The organism is Melioribacteraceae bacterium (assembly GCA_019638015.1).
Lineage (GTDB): Bacteria > Bacteroidota > Ignavibacteria > Ignavibacteriales > Melioribacteraceae > JAHBUP01.
The window spans coordinates 3,262,216-3,282,537 of sequence record JAHBUP010000001.1 but is presented as its reverse complement, the minus strand read 5'-3'; the positions used below and the strand labels follow the sequence as shown (position 1 = coordinate 3,282,537).

At 34.7% G+C, this 20,322-nt stretch carries 24 protein-coding genes; 14 read left to right on the top strand and 10 right to left on the bottom strand.

The features are described 5' to 3' along the window. Nucleotides 1–2: 2 nt before the first annotated feature. Nucleotides 3–662 (top strand): putative DNA binding domain-containing protein, encoded by a 660-nt coding sequence (locus KF816_14040; protein ID MBX3009136.1) that lies wholly within the window; start codon nt 3–5, stop codon nt 660–662. A gap of 2 nt (nt 663–664) precedes the next feature. On the opposite strand, the gene KF816_14035 is transcribed toward KF816_14040, so the two are convergent. From KF816_14035 to KF816_13995, 9 genes are all read right to left on the bottom strand, one after another. Then, on the bottom strand, nt 665–1,198 hold the full coding sequence (locus tag KF816_14035) for an RNA methyltransferase (GenBank protein ID MBX3009135.1): 534 nt from the start codon (nt 1,196–1,198) through the stop codon (nt 665–667). Nucleotides 1,199–1,203: 5 nt separating this feature from the next. Beyond that, nucleotides 1,204–1,527, bottom strand: coding sequence for a multidrug efflux SMR transporter (locus tag KF816_14030; GenBank protein ID MBX3009134.1), 324 nt, complete (start codon nt 1,525–1,527; stop codon nt 1,204–1,206). A 1-nt stretch (nt 1,528) separates the two neighbouring features. After that, nucleotides 1,529–2,023 (bottom strand): GerMN domain-containing protein, encoded by a 495-nt coding sequence (locus KF816_14025; GenBank protein ID MBX3009133.1) that lies wholly within the window; start codon nt 2,021–2,023, stop codon nt 1,529–1,531. A gap of 48 nt (nt 2,024–2,071) precedes the next feature. After that, nucleotides 2,072–2,974: a DUF4249 family protein gene (locus KF816_14020; GenBank protein ID MBX3009132.1), complete on the bottom strand. Its 903-nt coding sequence runs from the start codon at nt 2,972–2,974 to the stop codon at nt 2,072–2,074. A 9-nt stretch (nt 2,975–2,983) separates the two neighbouring features. Beyond that, nucleotides 2,984–5,332, bottom strand: coding sequence for a TonB-dependent receptor (locus KF816_14015; GenBank protein ID MBX3009131.1), 2,349 nt, complete (start codon nt 5,330–5,332; stop codon nt 2,984–2,986). Between the two features lie 88 nt (nt 5,333–5,420). Beyond that, a complete protein-coding gene (locus KF816_14010; GenBank protein MBX3009130.1) occupies nt 5,421–5,855 on the bottom strand; it encodes a hypothetical protein in 435 nt (144 codons plus the stop codon). Next, nucleotides 5,848–6,756, bottom strand: coding sequence for a hypothetical protein (locus tag KF816_14005; GenBank protein ID MBX3009129.1), 909 nt, complete (start codon nt 6,754–6,756; stop codon nt 5,848–5,850). The genes KF816_14010 and KF816_14005 overlap by 8 nt, the downstream gene beginning before the upstream one ends. A 72-nt stretch (nt 6,757–6,828) precedes the next feature. Beyond that, a complete protein-coding gene (gene rlmN / locus KF816_14000; protein ID MBX3009128.1) occupies nt 6,829–7,893 on the bottom strand; it encodes a 23S rRNA (adenine(2503)-C(2))-methyltransferase RlmN in 1,065 nt (354 codons plus the stop codon). 55 nt (nt 7,894–7,948) lie between these two features. Further along, entirely contained in the window at nt 7,949–9,634 is a 1,686-nt protein-coding gene (locus KF816_13995) for a glycoside hydrolase family 9 protein (protein ID MBX3009127.1), read from the bottom strand. A gap of 166 nt (nt 9,635–9,800) precedes the next feature. On the opposite strand from KF816_13995, the gene KF816_13990 reads away from it, so the two are divergent. The 10 genes from KF816_13990 to KF816_13945 all read left to right on the top strand — a co-directional run bounded on the left by KF816_13990 (nt 9,801) and on the right by KF816_13945 (nt 17,148). Then, nucleotides 9,801–10,943 carry an acyl-CoA dehydrogenase gene (locus KF816_13990; protein ID MBX3009126.1) on the top strand — a complete coding sequence of 381 codons (1,143 nt, stop codon included), beginning with the start codon at nt 9,801–9,803 and terminating at the stop codon, nt 10,941–10,943. Then, complete coding sequence (yidD, locus tag KF816_13985; protein MBX3009125.1) at nt 10,943–11,386, top strand: membrane protein insertion efficiency factor YidD; 444 nt, start codon at nt 10,943–10,945, stop codon at nt 11,384–11,386. The genes KF816_13990 and yidD overlap by 1 nt, the downstream gene beginning before the upstream one ends. 22 nt (nt 11,387–11,408) lie before the next feature. Then, a complete protein-coding gene (locus KF816_13980) occupies nt 11,409–12,260 on the top strand; it encodes a hypothetical protein (protein ID MBX3009124.1) in 852 nt (283 codons plus the stop codon). After that, on the top strand, nt 12,257–13,096 hold the full coding sequence (locus tag KF816_13975) for a hypothetical protein (protein MBX3009123.1): 840 nt from the start codon (nt 12,257–12,259) through the stop codon (nt 13,094–13,096). The genes KF816_13980 and KF816_13975 overlap by 4 nt, the downstream gene beginning before the upstream one ends. Continuing rightward, nucleotides 13,093–13,521: an ACT domain-containing protein gene (locus tag KF816_13970; GenBank protein MBX3009122.1), complete on the top strand. Its 429-nt coding sequence runs from the start codon at nt 13,093–13,095 to the stop codon at nt 13,519–13,521. Before KF816_13975 ends, KF816_13970 begins: the two co-directional genes overlap by 4 nt. A 68-nt stretch (nt 13,522–13,589) precedes the next feature. Further along, nucleotides 13,590–14,951: a PFL family protein gene (locus tag KF816_13965; GenBank protein MBX3009121.1), complete on the top strand. Its 1,362-nt coding sequence runs from the start codon at nt 13,590–13,592 to the stop codon at nt 14,949–14,951. Nucleotides 14,952–14,984: 33 nt separating this feature from the next. Then, nucleotides 14,985–15,590, top strand: coding sequence for a LemA family protein (locus tag KF816_13960; protein MBX3009120.1), 606 nt, complete (start codon nt 14,985–14,987; stop codon nt 15,588–15,590). Between the two features lie 32 nt (nt 15,591–15,622). After that, nucleotides 15,623–16,369: a TPM domain-containing protein gene (locus KF816_13955; protein MBX3009119.1), complete on the top strand. Its 747-nt coding sequence runs from the start codon at nt 15,623–15,625 to the stop codon at nt 16,367–16,369. A gap of 64 nt (nt 16,370–16,433) precedes the next feature. After that, a complete protein-coding gene (locus KF816_13950) occupies nt 16,434–16,784 on the top strand; it encodes a DUF309 domain-containing protein (protein MBX3009118.1) in 351 nt (116 codons plus the stop codon). A gap of 31 nt (nt 16,785–16,815) precedes the next feature. Further along, entirely contained in the window at nt 16,816–17,148 is a 333-nt protein-coding gene (locus KF816_13945) for a 4Fe-4S dicluster domain-containing protein (protein ID MBX3009117.1), read from the top strand. Between the two features lie 105 nt (nt 17,149–17,253). Here KF816_13945 and KF816_13940 read toward each other — a convergent pair whose 3' ends face one another. Beyond that, entirely contained in the window at nt 17,254–18,126 is an 873-nt protein-coding gene (locus KF816_13940) for an endonuclease/exonuclease/phosphatase family protein (protein MBX3009116.1), read from the bottom strand. A gap of 71 nt (nt 18,127–18,197) precedes the next feature. On the opposite strand from KF816_13940, the gene KF816_13935 reads away from it, so the two are divergent. Genes KF816_13935 through queG form a run of 3 tightly spaced genes read left to right on the top strand, consistent with a single transcriptional unit; the run spans nt 18,198 to nt 20,308 of the window. Then, complete coding sequence (locus KF816_13935) at nt 18,198–19,046, top strand: MBL fold metallo-hydrolase (protein MBX3009115.1); 849 nt, start codon at nt 18,198–18,200, stop codon at nt 19,044–19,046. Next, nucleotides 19,043–19,381: a Rieske (2Fe-2S) protein gene (locus tag KF816_13930; protein MBX3009114.1), complete on the top strand. Its 339-nt coding sequence runs from the start codon at nt 19,043–19,045 to the stop codon at nt 19,379–19,381. Before KF816_13935 ends, KF816_13930 begins: the two co-directional genes overlap by 4 nt. A gap of 9 nt (nt 19,382–19,390) precedes the next feature. Continuing rightward, entirely contained in the window at nt 19,391–20,308 is a 918-nt protein-coding gene (gene queG / locus KF816_13925; GenBank protein ID MBX3009113.1) for a tRNA epoxyqueuosine(34) reductase QueG, read from the top strand. The last annotated feature ends 14 nt before the right edge of the window (nt 20,309–20,322 follow it).

Here is a 20,322-nt window from a genome sequence, read left to right as displayed (position 1 = left end):
TGATAACCCGAAAAAAAATTATTCAGATGATTGAGCATGGAGAGAATATTACAATAGAGTTTAAGCAGAGATTTTCTTCACATGAAAAAATAGCCAAGGAAATGATTGCCTTTGCAAATACGAGAGGTGGTTATATACTCTTTGGAGTTGAGGATGATGGATCGATTTACGGATTAGAAAGTGAAAGATCGGATATTGAGCTTATCAAAGAAACAGCCGAAAGGTATTGTGAACCTGCAGTTCAATATAAGCTAGAGTCCATAGAAATTGAAAAAAAAGATTTGATTGCTGTTCAAGTATTCGAGTCTGAATTCAAACCAAATAGAATGCAAGATTATAAAAAAGAAATGGATTTGAATTCGGCACAGGTTTATGTTAGAATTAATGATAAAAGCGTACTTGCCTCGAAAGAGATGATCAAAATTTTGCAAACCCAGAGCAGAGATTCGAAACTGGTAAACTATACGGTTGGGAGTTTGGAAAAAATTGTGTTTGAGTATTTGGATAAGAATGAAACTATAACTGTGAAGCAGCTTGGGAAAATTGCAAATGTTTCAGATCGTAGAGCTTCAAGGACATTAATAAAATTGGTTAGAGCAGACTTGCTTATCATTCATCAAAAGGAAAATGGTGAGAGCTATTTTTCTTATTCTGGAAATTAAAACTATGTATCAAATATCCTTCTCATTTCAAATATAGAAATTCCATACGCTACAGCAACATTTAATGACTGCTTAATTCCATATTGTGGTATTTCTATTGAATGATCACACAAATCTATTAATTCTTGAGACACGCCGGTAATCTCGTTACCAATTATTAATACGCATGGGAACCATTCTTTAGAAAGAGAATAGTGGGGAACGCTTTTATCAGTTAATTCTAAGGCAATAATTTTTAATCCTTCCTTTTTCAGCTTTGAAACAATATCGCTAGCATTTTCAACATATTCCCAAGCAATACTATTTTGAGAACCAAGTGAAGTTTTTAGAACATCTTTATTCTCCGGCGTTGGAGTGTAACCGCAGAGATATATTTTTTCTACCATGGCTCCATCAGAAGTTCTAAAGATTGATCCGACATTGTAACTACTTCTTATGCTATTTAGAACAACATGAACCGGTAATTTTTTTACTGAGTCTAAAGTTTCTAATGTACTTCTGTTTTGTGAAATTTGTTCGTGCGAAAGTTTTTTCATCAGCATCAGGCGGCTTTGTAGGTTAGTTTTAATCCTATGATACCAATTACAATAAAAAAGATGAACATTATTCTGAGAAGATCTTTTGGTTCATCAAAAAACAGCATACCATAAAAAGCGGTTCCAACGGCTCCAATCCCTGTCCATACGGCATAAGCTGTTCCTATCGGTAAAGTTTTTACTCCAAGTGCTAGAAAAATATAACTTAATATCATGGTGATCACAGTAAAAATGGATGCTTTTAAATTTGTAAATCCATTACTGTATTTCAAACCGACTGCCCAGGATATTTCAAAAATGGAAGCAATAAGAATATATAACCATGCCATATTATTCAAACGACATTTTGGCCACAGAAAGATAATTTTCGAATGTGACATTATTGACAAAAATGTTTATTCTTTTAAGTTCGGGGAATTGCTTTGCAGTTGAATAAACTTGCTCTTGGATTCGGGGAATATCACAAACTCCGGAAATATCAAAATCACCTTTGAAGTAAACATCAGCAACCATATTGGCTACTGTTACTTGAGCGAGAATTAATCCAGGACCACGCACAAAATTTTTTAATGATTCGCTGCTTTTTTCATTCATCAATGCAGTAAGTACGGCTTCTAATCCGGAGCGGGTAATTTTCAGCTCTTTTTCGATGGGAACAAGCACATCATTACATCCTATTATTTGTCCTTTTGCCTCGGTTCCTTCAAGTGCAATTAGGTAGATATTTAGTTTTTGATCTTTGATATTATTGGATGATTCAGAGCATCCTAAAACTAAAATTGTAAGGAAACCAATTAAGATTATCTTAAATACTAGTTTATTCATTTAACAAATATTTTTTATAATTGATGGTATAAGATAATAAAAAGTAAGCTACTTTTTAACAGTTAAATATACCGTATCAGCAATAGCTGATCCAAATACGCCAATACCATCTCCTGTAAAATTCAATCGAGGTTCATGAAAGTTACCATCAAATTCCTGAACTGAACGATAAGTTTGAAAGTACAGCCTGTAGTTTTCGTCAACGGCATAAACAACTAAACGGTGATTCCCATAGAACCACAAATCGAGCCAAGGAATTTCATATTCGATATTTCCACCGAATGAGTTGATATTTGGAAGTTGATTAGCCTGCAGTCTATATCGATCAAAATCTTTATTAAGATCCTCTTTTTTAATTTCAAAATATGGATTATCATAAACGAAAGTTTTATCACTAGCGTCAAGGGCTAAAAGTGATATTAAATAAAACTTAGTACCCGGCGATGGAGCAAAATTCAAAACAAAACTTTTGGGATTACCTGACTCATCTGGTTCCCTATAAAACATTGGATCAAATTTCGATAATTCTCTATTAATCTTGAATCCCTTTTGAGGTACTTTAGTTGTTGAACTAGCGGATAACTTTTTCCCATCAACATAGGCACTAACATTTAATTGATATTCTCTTCCATAATTTATTGTAAGATCATTCCCTTTATATTCAAAAGAGAAAGACTGGGGGTTATATGTTAATCTAAATTCTCTACCACTTTCAATTTCTTTAATGGAAACATCTGCATTGGATAAAATCAGGTTGGAAACTTGAATTGAACTATTTAGTGGAAAATTTCTAGTCACTCTTATATTCGCAACATTTTGATTGGCAAATAAGTAACCCTCAACAACAATTTTAGGCGAGTAGGTGTTCTCCCCAATCTCCACTAAATTTTCGGTACAACTCACAAAAATAATAATAAGAATAACCATACTTAAAAGTTTTACTACCTTCATTCACTACTCCTAAAAATTTATTGTAACCCCAATGCTCGGAAGTATAGGGAACATTGTAACATTGTTGATTTTTTGATTTATACTGCTTGCTTTTATCTCATTCTCATATTCAATAAACCAAACATTTTTTCTGTTTAACAGATTAAAGATTTGTAAATATGGCATCATCGACCAATTTTTATACTTGATTTCATAGTTAATACTTAAATCTAATCGGGCATAAGAAGGGAGGCGGAAGGCATTAATCTCTGATGGATAAACTGCTACAGAGTTTTGATTGATCGGCCAATCGGGGAATGGATTGGCTAAATAAATTGATCCTGGTAATGTTATTGGCTGACCAGTAAGATAGGAAAAGCTTAATCCTATCGACCATTTTTTTTCTGAGTCAATGTAGGGTCTGCCTGTAAATTCATTAACTAAATTATTAAGATCAGCATTAGCTACAATGTTAATTGTTTGTGTTCGGTCATGTCTCGGCGAAAAAGAGTTACCTCTGTTAATTTTATCTATTGTATATTCAGTTCGAGCTAATGAATATGCAACCCATCCAGTTAATGCTCCAACGTCTTTCCGGAGCAAAAATTCAATTCCATAAGATTTGCCGGATGCTTTATCAAATAATCCTTTAGAATTATTATAAACCGGGTAATTATTTTTATCGTATGAAGAGGGCTCTACGTCGGCTAAAAAAGTTTGATTGTAGGAATAGAGATTTTTATAATCTTTATAGTAAGCCTCAACTTCCAATTCAAATTTTGAGGCTATTTCCCGTTGATAGCCAAGAACAAAATGTGTTGATTGAGAACCTTGAATGTACTCATCGGCAGTAGTCCAGATGCTCACAAAAAATAATCTTGGAATCCTGTTTGCGTACTGGTGGTAAACACCAGTCGAAAATTTTAAATTTTCTATTTCACTTAATCTGTATTTGATACTTAACCGGGGGTCTAAATTTTTATAGTCTACATCCGAATCAAAAAAGTCGGCACGCAGTCCTGCTTGAATATCCCACAAAGTATTTGGCTTCCAAGTAGTATTCAGGTAAAGGGTATAAAGTCTGCGATGTTTGGAAACATCAACATTAGCTCGGGTAAATTGTTGAATTAACTTTCCGCTAATATTTTTGTTTTCGAAGCCGAACTTAATATCAAATTTATCATTAGCAAAGTATTCAAGATTTCCTTTAAGAGTGAAATCCCGAATTAAATTGTGCTCAAATAGTTCAACGGCATCTAAATCGAAATAAGAGTAAAAACGGCTTCCTGTAATCCAGAAATTGCCGAAAAGTTTAGGCGATAATATAGTTCGCCAATTAACGCTACCGGTATTATTTCCCCATACGTAATCAAATCCGAATGATTGAGCTCTCTCTTTATCCAATATAAAATCTAAATCATCTCTGCTTCCAAAGTAGCTAATAATTAATTTATTTGATTTATCCAGATCTAAAAAAGCTTTCAAGTTTCCATCAATAAAATAGTAGTCGGGCACCTCATCAACCCATTTGGCAATTGTTTGATCGAGATAAGTTCTTCGTACTGAGCCGGATAACGAACCAATTGAACCTAGCGGCATTTGAAGTGTGGTATTTAATGAGAGAAGACTAAGTGAAACCTTACCTTGAAAATTATTTCTATTCCCATCGTTATTAGTCACATTAACTACTGAAGAAAGCCTGCCGCCAAATTCAGCGCCGAAACCACCTTTGTAAATTTCAACTTTTTTAATAGCGTCGGTATTAAAAGTGGAGAATATTCCAAATGCATGTTCGGGATTATAAACATCGGCACCATCAACCATAAATAAATTTTGATCCGGAGTGCCACCTCTCACATATATTGCTGAAGAAAAATCAGAGAGAGGTACAATTCCAGGGAGGGATTGAAGTGTTCGTAATAAATCAGCTTCAATTGCTTGTGGAACTTTGCCAATTTGTTTTAAAGTAAGCTCAATTTTAGATACCGGCTTATTAAATAGTCGGTCTATAATTCTAACTGAATCTGCTGATACAACTATTTCCTTTCCAAGAATTACCTCGGGGACGAGCTGGATATCAAGCCGTAAATCTTGACTGTTTACTAAATTAACTTTTTGAGTGAATGTTTTGTAACCAACAAAACTAACCTTTAGAATATACTCGCCCTTAGATAAACCGGGAATTACATAATAACCGCTATTGTTTGATGCGGCTCCTCTCATAATTTCGGGCAAATATACATTTGCACCAAGAAGTACCTCCCCGTTGCTTGCGTCAAATATAAATCCGCTAACACTGGATTCCCCATTTTGTGCTTTAATTGATTCAATCGATATAATTACAATCATTAAAAGAAGTATGCGAGAGTAGAATTTCATAAACCTCCAAAAATTCATATAAATCTTTAATTAGGACGTATCGGCCCGGTTAAATGTTTAAAATAAATGATTAATAAATTGCTAAGCTTTATTTGTTTCTATAAACAATTTTTGTGTATAAGAGTTTCTTTTCGGTCTCAAAATTCTGCTCGACTTTAACGATATATTTATTGAAGGGGAGCGATTGAATTTTTGATTCAATTAAATAATTACAAATGCAGCGACAAAGATTTTGGGCTGTATCGGCTAAGCTGATATTGATTGTATCTGCATATATTCTATGTGAGAATTTAAATCTGTTTGAATCGGGGCAGCAATTACCCACCACACAAAAATTAATTTCTAATTCTTTACCGAATTTATAATTAAAACATGTATCGATGCTTGATTTATTCAAGCTGAAGCCACCACATCCCGGTTTTTGAGAAATTGATACAAGTGGCTCAATATAATCGGGTTCGTTAGTGCAGTAAAATAATAGCGCAACTAACATTAATAATGTAAGTGAAATAAATTTACTCATTGTTTCGACCTATAAAATTAAAATTCCATGTTAAGTTAATCCAAGGTATAAAGGGCATTGAGTTAGAACTCCAATTTGTTGTTCTAGCTAGCGCAACATCCCCCGAAATTCTCTCGTTGTAAAATCTCAATCCAATAAAGAAAATTGCGAAATCGTTGCTTGGAGCAATCCAACATTCAGCCATAAATTTTGATGAGCCGCTAATTTGAGAATCACCACCAATAATAATTATGGGACTGTCCACAATATTATCACCATTAAATCCCCAACCTAGCCCCCCTGTAAAGCTGTATTTTTCATCTCCAATCGTTGCCATTGAATAGGTAATACCAACACCATTATCTGAGTGTTTAGATAATGGCATCAAATAAAAAACACCTCCAGCAATACTAAAATTCTTATTATGATAAGGAATTATCTTGGGTGAAAAATAGAGAAGCTGATATTCAAATGATGGAAATATTGTAATTCCACCCCCAACTGTGGCAAAATTACCAATTCCCACTGAAGCAAATGGAAAGAAAACCTCCGCAATCGAAAAATACCACTGACCGCTCAACATTGGTCTTGCAGTAGGGAATATAATCATTCTGCTTAAATTCGCATCCGGAATATCGGATTTAAATTCTTCTGAAATTTTTGGTTTAACTTTCAGGTCGTTTGGGTGAATATCTTCAACCCTGATTATCTCGGAGATACCATTTTTAGGTATTTGAATTCTTATGCTGGTCTTGGTGATGAGATTAATATTTAGACTGTCTTTAGATTCAATCCTCCCAATGAAAACTGAACCATCATTTAGAGTTACTCTTAACAATGGAGCTTTGAGTGTATCGGTTTGCGAATAGCTAATAGAATAGAAAAGTGTGAACAACAATAATATCATGGTACTACTTTTCATTTATTTTCCCCGCTAAAATTACTCCTTTCAGAAATCAATTCAGTGCATAAAAAATACTTAAATGCAATTGGATTAATTCACTTTTACAGCCAGTTGACCGCATGCCGCGGCAATATCATCTCCTTGAGTATCTCTAATCATCACTGTTAAATTATTATTTCTCAGTTTGTTGGCAAATGCTAAAATTTCGGTATATGAAGTTGGTTCAAGTTCGGATGATATCCCGCCAGGACTCATATGTTTAATGCTGTTAAAAGGAATAATATTTATTTTAGATGGGAGTTGAGAGCATAATTTTGTCAACGCTCTAACGTCCTCATTGCGATCATTAATACTTTTAAGCATAGTATATTCAAAAGTAATTCTTGTCTTTGTGACTCTCGCATAATATTTAAGCGCCTCAATATTCTCTTTCAATGAATATTTTTTATTGATAGGCATAATTTTAGTCCTGATCTCTTCAAATGGAGAATGAAGTGAAAGAGCAAGTTTCACCCGAAAACCGGAATCTGCAAGCTCAACAATTTTATGTGGTATGCCCGCGGTTGAAATTGTGATACGAGTGCGGCTTAATCCTTTAGTAAGTTCATGTGTAAATATTTCAGCGGATTTAATAGTTGTTTCATAGTTTAGTAGCGGTTCACCCATACCCATATAAACAATATTGGTGATTGTTTTTTTTCCTTTCTGCTTGGCTGATAAAAGATATTGATCAACAACTTCTCCGGTTGTTAAATTTCTTTTGTAACCCATTAAACCGGTCGCGCAAAATTTACAATCGAGCGGGCAACCAACTTGAGTAGAAATACAAAGCGTATTTCTATCTTTATCGGGAATAATGACAGATTCAATTTTGCGATTGTCTTCTGTTTGAAATAAATATTTTTCAGTTTTAGTATTTGCCGAATCCTGAACGGACACTAGTTTTAGTGAATCAAGTTTGCAAATTAAACTTAACTTTTGTCTCAATTCTTTGGGCATATTATTCATCTGTTCAAAGTCGAAGATTAGATGGTTATACACCCAATTAAATAGCTGTTCGCCACGGAATTTTGATTCACCAATAGATTCGAAATAATTTCTCAGTTCACCAAGAGTCATCCCTTTTAGCTCTACTTTTTTGCTATTCTCAGACATTATCAAATTCTTTCAATATGTTATATTTGCCAAAATTGTGAACGATCTATTAATATTACTTATTAAAATATCCGGCGACAAAAACGAGTGGCGCATTCCAATTAATCGCAATTTCATTTGAGGCATAACTTCCTTGATGATCAACAAATTTTAACGCGTTTGGAGTTTCGTAAGTAAAAGCATCCTTCAAAATTTGATCACTCAAGCCCTTTTCAGGACCGCCGCTCAACAAACCCGGAACTGGATCAACAATATTATCGGCACCACTTGGCCTATGATGAATATTCATCACTGGGTTTGCGCCTATACCGGTTAGAAATGATATGTTATGTACATTTGTACCAAGTATATAATTAAATTGATGGAGCGCGGTATTATAATAATCACTATTCTTTGTTAACTCATGTGCGCAAATCAATAACACTGAAGTATTTAAAACAACACCAGTGCTACCCCAGACATATTCATCCGGGAGAATGCTGACATTAAAACCATCATTGCGTGAGCGCTCAACCAAAATATTACTATAATTAATCAAAGATTTTTTTAATTCACTCTGCACAGATTTATTTACTAATGTTTCATCCCCAAAAATGTAAGTTAGATAAGCTAATGGTTTTACATTTGGCCACGACATTGTTGAGAAGTTACTGTTAGGTTTGTTATAGTTATCCAAAAAATAATTATGATATACTGAATTTCCGGTTGCTAAAAATAATTCAGTTGCTGCCCATAGCCGTTCATCCGAATCATTCCCATCCCCATATTCACCTGTGCGTGTACCTTGTGGATTTTTAAATCCATTCTTAGGGAATATCTCATGATTATCCGATAAATATTTCCATGCTTTTTCGGCAGAAGTCAAACACTTACTAGCGAATGATTTGTCGAATTTTGAGAACACCCGATAAGCGCGAGCCATCACCGAAGCGAAATCTGCTGTAGCGGTACTCGAAACCGGAAGAATTAATCGTGTACCTTTATCAAACTCAGGCATAATAAAAGATTCAAAATTTTCATGAGTAACTTTGAAATATACTGCTCCATCCATTCTTTGCATTTTAAATAACCAATCAAGCTCAAATCTAATTTCGTCAAGAATATCGGGCATCTTGTTTCCGCTTTCGGGAATGTTCAAATCATCAGCTGAGAATTTTTCGGGGAACATTTCATAAGCCATTAATAAAGTTCCTACAGTAATTCCCGCATTTACAACATATTTTCCATAATCGCCGGCATCGTGCCAGCCGCCGGTAACATCAATTTTCTCTTTTGCGCCTGCTTGAGGATGTAATTCACCATCTTCTAAATGACATTCAGAATGTTTAAAATCACCGGCGTATTTTTCGTGAAGTTCTACCCCGCATCTTTGATAGTAAAATCCTTTTAACGATTTGTTAAGAGTTTCTTCAAAAACGAAGGGGGAAATTTTAAAATTGTATGATTTATTTCCCTTGGAATCTTTTACATAAAACTCACCATTGGTTTTTAATGATGAAAAATCTCCGGCATAAATATTTTTCCCGGTTGCTGGATCACCAATTCTATTTGGTTTAACCTCACTTTTAAATATTACTGAGCCAGTAAGTTTGCTAATCACATAAAAACTATCTGCTGGGTAGTCGAAATAAGCAACTTTATTTTTCTCGGGAAGGTAGCCGGCCTGATTCACAAATATTTGCGCATGTAAATTAGAGATTACGCTTACTGCAACTAATAATGCAAATATCAATTTTTTCATACAATTCCTATCCGCTTACTTTGTAATTTGTCGGCTCAAATTTAACAAAATTATTTAAGTTGATTATGTCATTCATGATATCTAAAAATGACTCAAAATCTCTTTTGATATTAAATAATGCTTTAGTAAGTTTAGTTATTATCGCACCACCAAAAGTGAGGTGTACATGAACTTTGAAATCACCAATGATCAATTGATGATTCAAAATATGGCAAAGGAATTTGCCGAAAATGAAATTGCGCCAACGTCTATCGAAAGAGATAAAAATTCCATATTCCCTACTGAAATTATCAAAAAGGTTGGTGAGCTTGGTTTTATGGGAATGATGGTGCCTACCGAATATGGAGGCGCCGGACTCGATACTGTAAGCTATGTGCTGGCTATGATTGAAATTTCTAAAGTAGATGCCAGTATTGGTGTTATTATGTCTGTAAACAATTCACTGGTTTGTTACGGCTTAGATAAATATGGTTCTGAATTTATAAAACAAAAATATCTGGTACCGCTAGCCGACGGAAGTAAATTAGGGGCTTTTGCCTTATCAGAACCGGAGGCGGGAAGTGACGCTACTAAGCAGCACACGACTGCCTATCTGGAAGATGGGAAGTGGGTTATCAATGGAATTAAAAACTGGATCACAAACGGTATCAATGCCGATTATTACCTCGTTTTTGCTCAGTCCGATAAAGAAAAGGGGCATAATGGTATTACTACTTTTTTAGTTGAAAAAGGAACCGAAGGATTTACACATGGGGCAAAGGAGGATAAACTTGGAATTCGAAGCAGTGATACTTCCTCTTTAATGTTTGAAAACTGTAAAGTACCCGAAGAAAATATAGTTTGGGAAATTGGCAAGGGGTTTAAATTTGCGATGCAAACTTTGAATGGCGGTAGAATTGGAATTGCATCACAAGCTGTGGGTATTGCTGAAGGCGCTCTGGATGCTTCAGTAAAATATGCAAAAAGCCGAAAAGCTTTTGGAACTGAAATTGCCAATCATCAGGCAATACAGTTTAAATTGGCAGATATGTCTACCAAAATTGAAGCCGCAAAATTATTAACACTTCAGGCTGCAGCGCTAAAGGATGCAGGAAGACCATATATAAAAGAAGCAGCTATGGCAAAAGTCTATGCCTCCAAAATTTCGGTTGAATGCGCGCTCGACGCCATTCAAATTCATGGCGGCTATGGTTACGTGCGCGAATATCTTGTTGAAAGGTATTTGCGTGATTCCAAAATCACAGAAATTTATGAAGGTACTTCGGAAATCCAAAGAATTGTGATCGCGAGGGAATTATTAAAAGATTGATGATTTTTTGTTTAGTGATGTTCTCTTTTTATCAATTGTATTCTCAAACCGATTGGAAAAAATGGGAAGCGAAGGAAATTAATTACGCAATAAAAAGTAGTTCCCAAATTGATGAACAAACAGAGTCAGACAAATCTTCCCAAAAATCTTTGGGGATTAAAATTTTATCGGGTTTAAGAAGTATCTATCAATATACAATTTCCGATCTCGATGGGGATAATTGTCCATTTTACCCAAGCTGTTCCCATTTCTTTATTGAGAGCGTGGGTCAAAGCAATATTTTTACAGGTTCATTAATGTTTGCCGATAGGTTTACGCGAGATTTAAATCCATTCAAAAAAGTGGAAAGGTACTTTAGAATACCCAAAGGAAAATATTTTGACCCTTCACACAATTATGCCTTAAATTTGCGTAATATAAAAATCACACCATTCGGAAATTAAATTGTTACTAAAAAGTGGGTTAATGCTATCATTTCTAATCATAGGATTGTTGTGTTTTTCACAATCCAATGCTCAGCAGATTTTTTCTACAGAGAATCGGCTAAAATTCGGCGAATCTCTTTTCGCAGATAAAGATTACCTTCGTGCGATTGATGAATTTACAGAGGTATTGAAAAAAAACGATAATGATACAATAAGATTTAAAATAGCTGAATCGTTATATAGAATTGGCAGATTTGAAGAATCAGCGGTAAACTTTAAATCACTATTTTTTAGTAGAACTTTAGAGGATAACTCCAAACTATTTTACTTCAAAACACTTTTTTTTATGCAGAAGTATTCACAAATAATTGATGACAACCAAACCCAACTTTACCACTCAAATAAATTTAGAAATGAGATAAACACTATCGCAAGTTTATCTCAAATATATTCCAATAATTTTGTGAATGCTGACACTACGCAATTATTTGAGCCATTCCCGGAATCGGTTCACTCAACCCTTTCTAATTTTTACATGAGAGCGAAGAACCCGAAATTGAAAAGCAAAACCTCTGCGGCACTCTATTCTGCATTTATTCCCGGTGCAGGTAAAATTTATACCGGTGAGGTTTCTGATGGTGTTACAACTTTGATAACTACAGCATTATTAACTTATTTAGCGGTAAGTAATTTTAAAGCAAAACACGAATTTAGAGGTTGGCTATTTACTGGGTTGACTTCATTATTTTATGCGGGTAATATTTATGGCTCCGCCGCATCTGCCTCAATTTATAACGCTCAAATTAGGTTTAACCTCGATTCTGAAATCAAATCCTTTTTTGAGCAGAATAATTACTTTTTGCCAAAGATTGGTTTTTCGGAGCTGAAATGATTAATAAATGCAATATAGTTTTGATTCTCCTTTTGTTGCCAATATTCATGGTTAAACCACAGAATGAAATAGAAGATCAATTTGACAGAGCCGAAAAACTTTTCTCTGAATCAAAATATTTTGAGGCTATTACCGAGTATAAACGTTATCTCTTCTTTGATGCAGCAAAGACTAGGAATTATGAAATTTTTGAAAGAATCGCAGAATGTTACAAAGCTGGAGCCCATTTTGAAGAAGCTATAAAATATTATCGACTCGCTGAAAAGGAAACAGTTGACGATGAAAAATTATTTTTAACTAAAATAAATTTAGTGAGAGTAAACATTTTAAGAAAAACAGCATCTCAAGCATTTGCAATATTGAGTGAAATTGAAAGTAATGAGAAATATAGGTTTAGGAAAAATGAAATTAACTATTGGCGAGGCTGGGTTTATATTTTTGAAGATGACTGGAAAAATGCCGCATTAAATTTTGATAAAATAAACCCTTACCATGAACTTAAACTATTATCCGAGCGAACAAATCGTTCAAAAGTTTCGGTTACTTTTGCTAAGGTAATTTCTTATATTTTGCCCGGTTCAGGTTTAATTTATACGGGCAATTTTCTGCAAGGCTTGCTTTCACTTTCTTGGAATGCGGCAAGTGGATATTTAACTATCAATTCGTTTGCTGAAAAAAGAGTCTTTGACGGAATAGTAACCGGCGAATTACTATTTCTCCGGTTTTATCGGGGATCTGTTCAAGCGGCGGAAGAGGAAGCCGTCCAAAAAAATATTAATATCAGTAACAAAACTTTAACTTATCTACAGAAAGAATATAAGGGTCTAAAACCTTGAAAATAAGCGAAGATGAAATAAGAAAAATTACGTTTGAAACAATCAGTCAACTGGGCAGTAATACAAACCCGGCAGAGGTAAAAGAAGCAGTTAGAAAAAAAATTGAATCAATGGCTGGGGAAAATATTAAATTTTATGAACAGGGAACTACATCTGGCAGAGTAATTTTAACTTCATTCGGGCTAAACAAACCGGGAGTGGTAGCCGCTGTTACTAAAGCTTTAAGTGAATACAATTGTGATATTCAAGATCTTAGCCAAAAAATTATGGGAGATTTCTTCACAATGATTATGATAATTGATATAACTGGCTCAAATAAAGATTTAAAAGAAGTTCAAGAATCTTTGAACATTGTAGCTCAAGACTTGAAAATAAAAATATATTTACAACACGAAGATGTTTTCCGTTACATGCATAGAATCTAATATTAAATATCAAAAATAAAATTAAACCTAAATATATGGTTTTCACTTTTTACCACTTATGAGGAAGAATGCAATACAACTTTGAAGAGATACTTGAAACAATACGGATGACCGAAATAGAACACTTCGATATAAGAACTGTAACTATGGGTATTAGTTTACGAGATTGTTTTGACCGTAACATCAATGTAGCAAAGCAGAAGGTTTATGATAAGATATTAAAACACGCTAAAAATCATGTGGTGTATGCCAAAGAAATGGAATCCCGATACGGAATTGCAATAGCAAATAAAAGAGTTTCTGTTACCCCAATTTCAATTCCCTTTGATGCATATGGTGTTGAAGAATTTGTAGAGATTGCAAAAATTCTTGATAAAGCCGCCGATGAGATTGGCATAGATTACATTGCTGGTTATTCAGCTTTAGTGCAAAAAGGTATGACAATTGGAGAAAGAGCACTAATTGAATCTATTCCCTTCGCATTATCGGAAACCAAGAGAGTATGCTCTAGCGTAAATATTGCTTCCACAAAAGCCGGAATTAATATGGACGCAATTAACCTGATGGCATCCGCAATTAAGCTCACCGCAGAAAAAACAAAAGAAAAAGATTCAATTGGTTGTGCAAAATTAGTTGTCTTTGCAAATGCTGTTGAAGATAATCCATTTGTGGCTGGAGCGTTTCATGGAATTTCAGAACCGGAAATTGTACTCAATGTGGGCATTAGTGGTCCTGGGGTTGTTCTCGATGCTATAAAAGAGGCCGGTAAAGCCGATTTACAACACTTAGCAGAAGCAATCAAAAAAACGATATTTAAAATTACGCGAGCCGGGGAACTGCTTGGACGAAAAGTTGCAGAAAGGCATGGGATTCCTTTCGGAATAGTGGATATTTCTCTTGCCCCAACACCGGCTGAAGGGGATAGTATTGCTGATATATTAAAAGCAATGGGAGTTGAAGATGTTGGTGCGCCCGGAACCACTGCGGCTCTGGCGATGCTAAATGATTCTGTGAAAAAAGCCGGATTAATGGCTAGTACATCGGTTGGCGGTATGAGTGGTGCATTCATCCCTGTTAGCGAGGATATGGGAATGATTAGAGCAGTACAAGCAGGAAATTTAACATTAGAAAAATTGGAAGCTATGACTGCCGTTTGTTCGGTTGGATTAGATATGATTGCCGTTCCAGGCGATACTCCAGATTCAACAATCGCGGGAATTATTGCGGATGAAGCCGCTATTGGAATTATTAATGATAAAACTACAGCTGTGAGGATTATCCCTGCCTATGGGAAAAAAGTTGGAGATTTTGTTGATTACGGAGGTTTATTAGGTAAGGCTCCAATAATGGAAATAAGAAGTTTAAGTAGTGCTAATTTTGTTGGTCGGGGTGGTAAAATACCGGCTCCAATGAGAAGTTTAACAAATTAAGTAACATTATTAAGTTTATAACTTGGAGGCACAATGAAAAAAGGATTACTAATTGGTTTAGGAATTTTCGGTGTTGTTGTTGTAATCGCCATTATTATAATTAGCTGGGGTGTTGGTATCTATAACAATCTAGTTGGATTAAATGAAAATGTAAATAAATCCTGGAGTCAGGTTGAAAATGTTTATCAGCGTCGCGCTGATTTAATTCCAAATTTGGTTGCTACTGTGAAAGGAGTAGCCGATTTTGAAAAAGAAACTTTTACGGCCGTTACCGAAGCAAGAGCAAAAGTTGGTCAAATTAAGTTAAGTGCCGATCAATTAAGTGATCCTCAGGCATTCCAGAAATTTCAACAAGCGCAAGATGGATTGAGTAGTGCTCTATCGAGACTGCTTGTCGTATCAGAGAATTATCCCCAACTTAAAGCAAATGAAAATTTCTTACAGCTACAGCAGCAGTTGGAAGGAACGGAAAATCGCATTACGGTAGAGAGAATGAAATTTAATGAGTCCGTTCAACAATATAATACTGTTATCAAAAAGTTTCCGGCAGTTATAATTGCAAACTTCAGCGGATTTAATGAGAAGCAATATTTCAAAGCTCAAGAGGGTTCAGATACAGCCCCAAAAGTTCAGTTTTAGTAAGTGGAGAGTATCGAGTGCAGAGTATAATCATGAAAAAATTCTTTATTCTTTTTTTTGTCGCTACAATTCAATTTGCGCAGGTTGAAATTCCTACTCTTAAACAATACGCAAATGATTTTACTGGCACATTAAATAGTGGAGAAATTTCAAATATTAATTCATCACTAAAAACTTTTGATGACTCCACTTCTAACCAGGTTGTGTTTTTAATGATTAGTTCATTAAATGACTATTCACTAGAAATGTTTACCTACGAAACTGCGGTAAAAAATAATATTGGTTCCAAAGCTAATAACAATGGGGTTTTATTTTTTGTAGCTAAAAATGACCGCAAAATGAGAATTGAGGTCGGATATGGATTAGAGGGAGCTCTCCCCGATGCATTGGCAAATTCAATTTTAAGAAATGAAGTCCGCCCCCATTTCAGAGAAAATAATTATTATGCAGGAATTGCTGCTGGTCTAAATGCCATAATTTTAGCAACACAGGGTGAGTATAAAATAAAAAAGAAATCAAAGGAAGAAGATGGTGGGTTCCCTGGAGTTTTTATATTTATCCTAATTTTTATAATTCTCTCCCTTTTTGGAAAAGGTAAAGGGGGTGGCGGGGGTCTCGGAAATGTGCTCCCCTGGTTAATTTTGAGCTCAATGACAGGTTCAAGAGGTGGTGGAAGGAGTTCTTGGGGTGGCGGTTTTGGCGGTGGAGGTGGATTTGGAGGCGGTTTTTCCGGTGGAGGTGGTTCGTTCGGCGGCGGTGGTTCTTCGGGAAGCTGGTAAAAATGGCATACAAGTACTTTTATCTTGACGTTATTAATGTCTTTTATTATTATTTCACAAGTTTTTGAAGAATATATCATTAGGAATAGAGTTATTTAACAGCGGCAATTTTTTTGACGCTCACGATTTTTTTGAAGATATTTGGATTGAATCAGAGAAAGAAGAAAAACTTTTTTTTCAAGGATTAGTTCAAGTTTCGGTTGCTTGTTTTCATTTAATAAGCGGAAATTTGACCGGTTCTTTAAATCAATTGAAAAAAGCTAAATTAAAATTGATAGGTTATCCCGAAAAATTTAATGAAGTGAACTTAACTGCATTGATTTCGGATGTCGACAAATTAATAGTTTCGTTGACCAAAAAAGAGTTTGATGATAATATCGAAAAATACTGGAAAAAGATTCCCAAAATTAATTAACATAAATTTTCACTAATTCAGGAGTAAACCAATGGCGATAATGATAACAGATGAATGCATTAATTGTGGTGCATGCGAACCAGAATGTCCGAATACTGCAATATATGAAGGTGGAGCAGACTGGAAACTTGCTGATAAAACTTATGGCGCCGATGATGCAGCTCCTTCGGGTGCAACCGGTTTCTACTCAAGCGATTTTTTCTATATTGTTCCGGATAAATGTACGGAATGCGTTGGTTTTCATGATGAACCCCAATGTGCGGCTGTTTGTCCTGTTGATTGCTGTGTCCCAGATCCAAAACACGTTGAGGATAAAGATACATTATTACAGCGTAAAGATTATCTGGATGGTTTAGGAAGATAATTCTTAGTAACCAACTTTCCATAAGAAAATGAGTGCGAAGCTGAAACTAAAGAATTCAGTTATTATGTTATTCGAAATTATAGGTCGATGTAGAGTCGGCCTATTTTATTTTGTGTATTCTACTTTGGCAGTAACCGGAAAATGATCTGAGGGATACATACCACTAAATGATTTTTTCACAATGGTTGCAGATTTTGTTTCAAAAAATCTATTTGAAAAAATAAAATCAATTTTTTCACCTGTATCAGTTCCCTCGAAACCATTGAAAGTACCTTCATTAGGTGAAATTTCATTCAGCTTTCTATAAGTATCAATAAAACCATTATTAAGGAGCGTCTTTATAGTTTCATTATTGTAGCCGCAGTTGAAATCCCCCATAACTAAAACCGGAATTCTACCAACAAAATCTTTTGTAAATTTCACAAGTTGAACGCTACTTTTCTCACGGGAAATTTGGGACTCATGGTCTAAATGGAGATTACATACCAGTAATTTTTTTTGAAAAAACTTGTCGAACAGAACAGCCCATGAACAGATTCGAGTAAAATTATTTCCCCATGTTTTGGAGCCAGGTATTTTGGGTGTATCGGAAAACCAGAATGTACCGGAGCTGTCCACAATAAATCTTTGTTTATTAAATAAAATGGCAGAAAATTCACCTTTCTCAATTCCATCATCTCTGCCTACTCCAACAAAATTATATTCTGGTAAATTTTCAAGAAGTTCATCAATCTGAAATTTAAGTGCTTCCTGTACACCAAGTATTTCGGGCGAATTATTTCTAACAGTTTCAAAGACGTAATTTTTTCTGAATTGCCAGCTGTTAGACCCATCATCTGCGCTTCCATACCTAATATTAAAGGTCATACTTTTAATTTCTTGATTAGCATTTAATCCGGTTGTATCACCGCTTTTGCAGGATAAAAGTACCAATGCAAATAAGATCATTAAACCCAATTGAACGGTTATTCTTTTCATTCTGTTACTCTTATTATAAATTAATCGAATATAATGTAAATTTACTTTCAAAATAACTATTTATTATAACTATGAAAATCGGAAAATATGAAATAAAGGTGCTTCATACCGGTACCTTTGCTTTGGATGGGGGAGCAATGTTCGGGATTATTCCTAAAATAATGTGGAGCAGAATTAACCCGCCGGATGACCAGAACCGCATTACTCTTGGGGCTAAAGTACTTCTACTCCAAAGTGAATCAAAGAAAATATTAATTGATACAGGATTCGGACTCAACTGGGATGAAAAATTTAATAATATCTACCGAGTTGATAATTCCTCTAATACACTTTCCAATTCTCTGATGAATTTAAATATCAAAGAAGATGAAATAACAGATGTATTTTTAACACATCTTCATTTTGATCATACCGGAGGTTCAACAAAATTTGAAAGTGGTAAATGGATTCCTTGTTTCCCAAACGCAAAATATCATGTTCAAAAAAAACATTTTGAGTGGGCTATGAATCCGTCTGAAAAGGACCGCGCTAGTTTTATTGATAACCGTTATTTGCCGCTTGCCGAAAATGGGATTCTTACTTTCATTGAGGGAGAAAAAGAATTTGATGACTTTATTAAATTTATTCCGGTTAACGGTCATACATTTTCACAGCAGATGATTAAAATTTCAGATCAATCAGACACTCTTCTCTACTGCGGTGATTTATTTCCAACAAGTTCGCATATTCCAATTCCCTATGTAATGGGTTACGATTTGGAACCACTTGTAACAATTTCGGAAAAGAAAAAAATATTACCACAAGCTGTTGATGAAAAATGGAAATTATTTTTTGAGCATGATCCCGAAATAATAATGGCAACCGTAACAACTAATGGTAAATCTTTTATGTTAGATGAAATTTTTGAGGAGATGATTTGAGCATTGTACCGGAGGGTTTCAAGAAAGTATGTAAAGTTTCTGATCTCAAAGAAAAGATCGGGTCACGTTTTTTTGTTGATGATGAGGATGTTGCATTATTTAAAATTGATGGTGAAGTATTCGCGGTTAGCAATATTTGTCCCCACCAAAAAGCCGCAATTATATATGATGGATTCGTTGAAGATAAATTAGTTACCTGTCCTTCTCACGGGTGGCAATTCAGTCTGGAGACCGGGATAATTCCCAGTGGAATTAAAGGTTTAAGCAAATATGATGTTATGATTATTGATGAATATGTTTATGTGAAAGTTTTTAAAAAATCATTTAAGTGGTGATTAAGTTATATGATTACCAATGAAATTGTGATTAAAAAAGCCGCAGAACTGGGATTTGATTTAGTTGGGTTTGCAAAAATTGAGCCTATTGAAAATGAAATAGAGAATCTAAATAGATGGCTTAATAATGGTTATCATGCTTCAATGGAGTACATGATTAAAAATCTTGAAAAAAGAAGCAATCCAAAACTGTTACTTGATAACGCAAAAAGCATTATATCTCTTGGCTTAAATTACTATACAGATCATCTGCATAAAACAGAAGATAATTATGGAAAAGTTTCCCGGTATGCATGGGGTAAAGACTATCATTTAGTCATATGGGAAAAGCTTGCACTCCTGGAGGGATACCTTAAAGAACTTGATCCCCAATTTCAATCAAAAAGTTATGTGGATACTGGACCGGTTATGGATAAAGTCTGGGCAGTGAAAAGCGGTATAGGATGGCTTGGCAAACATTCAAATGTAATCAACCGGGATATTGGAAGCTGGTTTTTTATCGCAACTATAATCACTAATTTTGAATTTGAATCAACAAATCCTATAACCGATCATTGCGGAACATGCACCGCATGTATCGACGCATGCCCCACAAAAGCAATTGTCGATAATTATGTCGTCGATTCCAATAAATGCATTTCTTTCCTGACAATTGAAAATAAAAAGGAAATTGATGAGGAGTTCAAAAATCAGTTTGATAATTGGCTCTTCGGTTGCGATATCTGTCAGGATGTTTGTCCGTGGAATAATAAATTTTCAGAAATATCCTCAATCATCGAATTTGAACCAAAATGTAATAAGGAATTAAATATAGATGAAGTGCTCTCAATGAATGGTGAAGAGTTTAAAACCCGTTTTGAAACAAGTCCAATTTTTCGTGCAAAATTAAAAGGGCTAAAGCGTAACGCGGCTTTTCTCAAAAAGTGATAAATTTATTATGT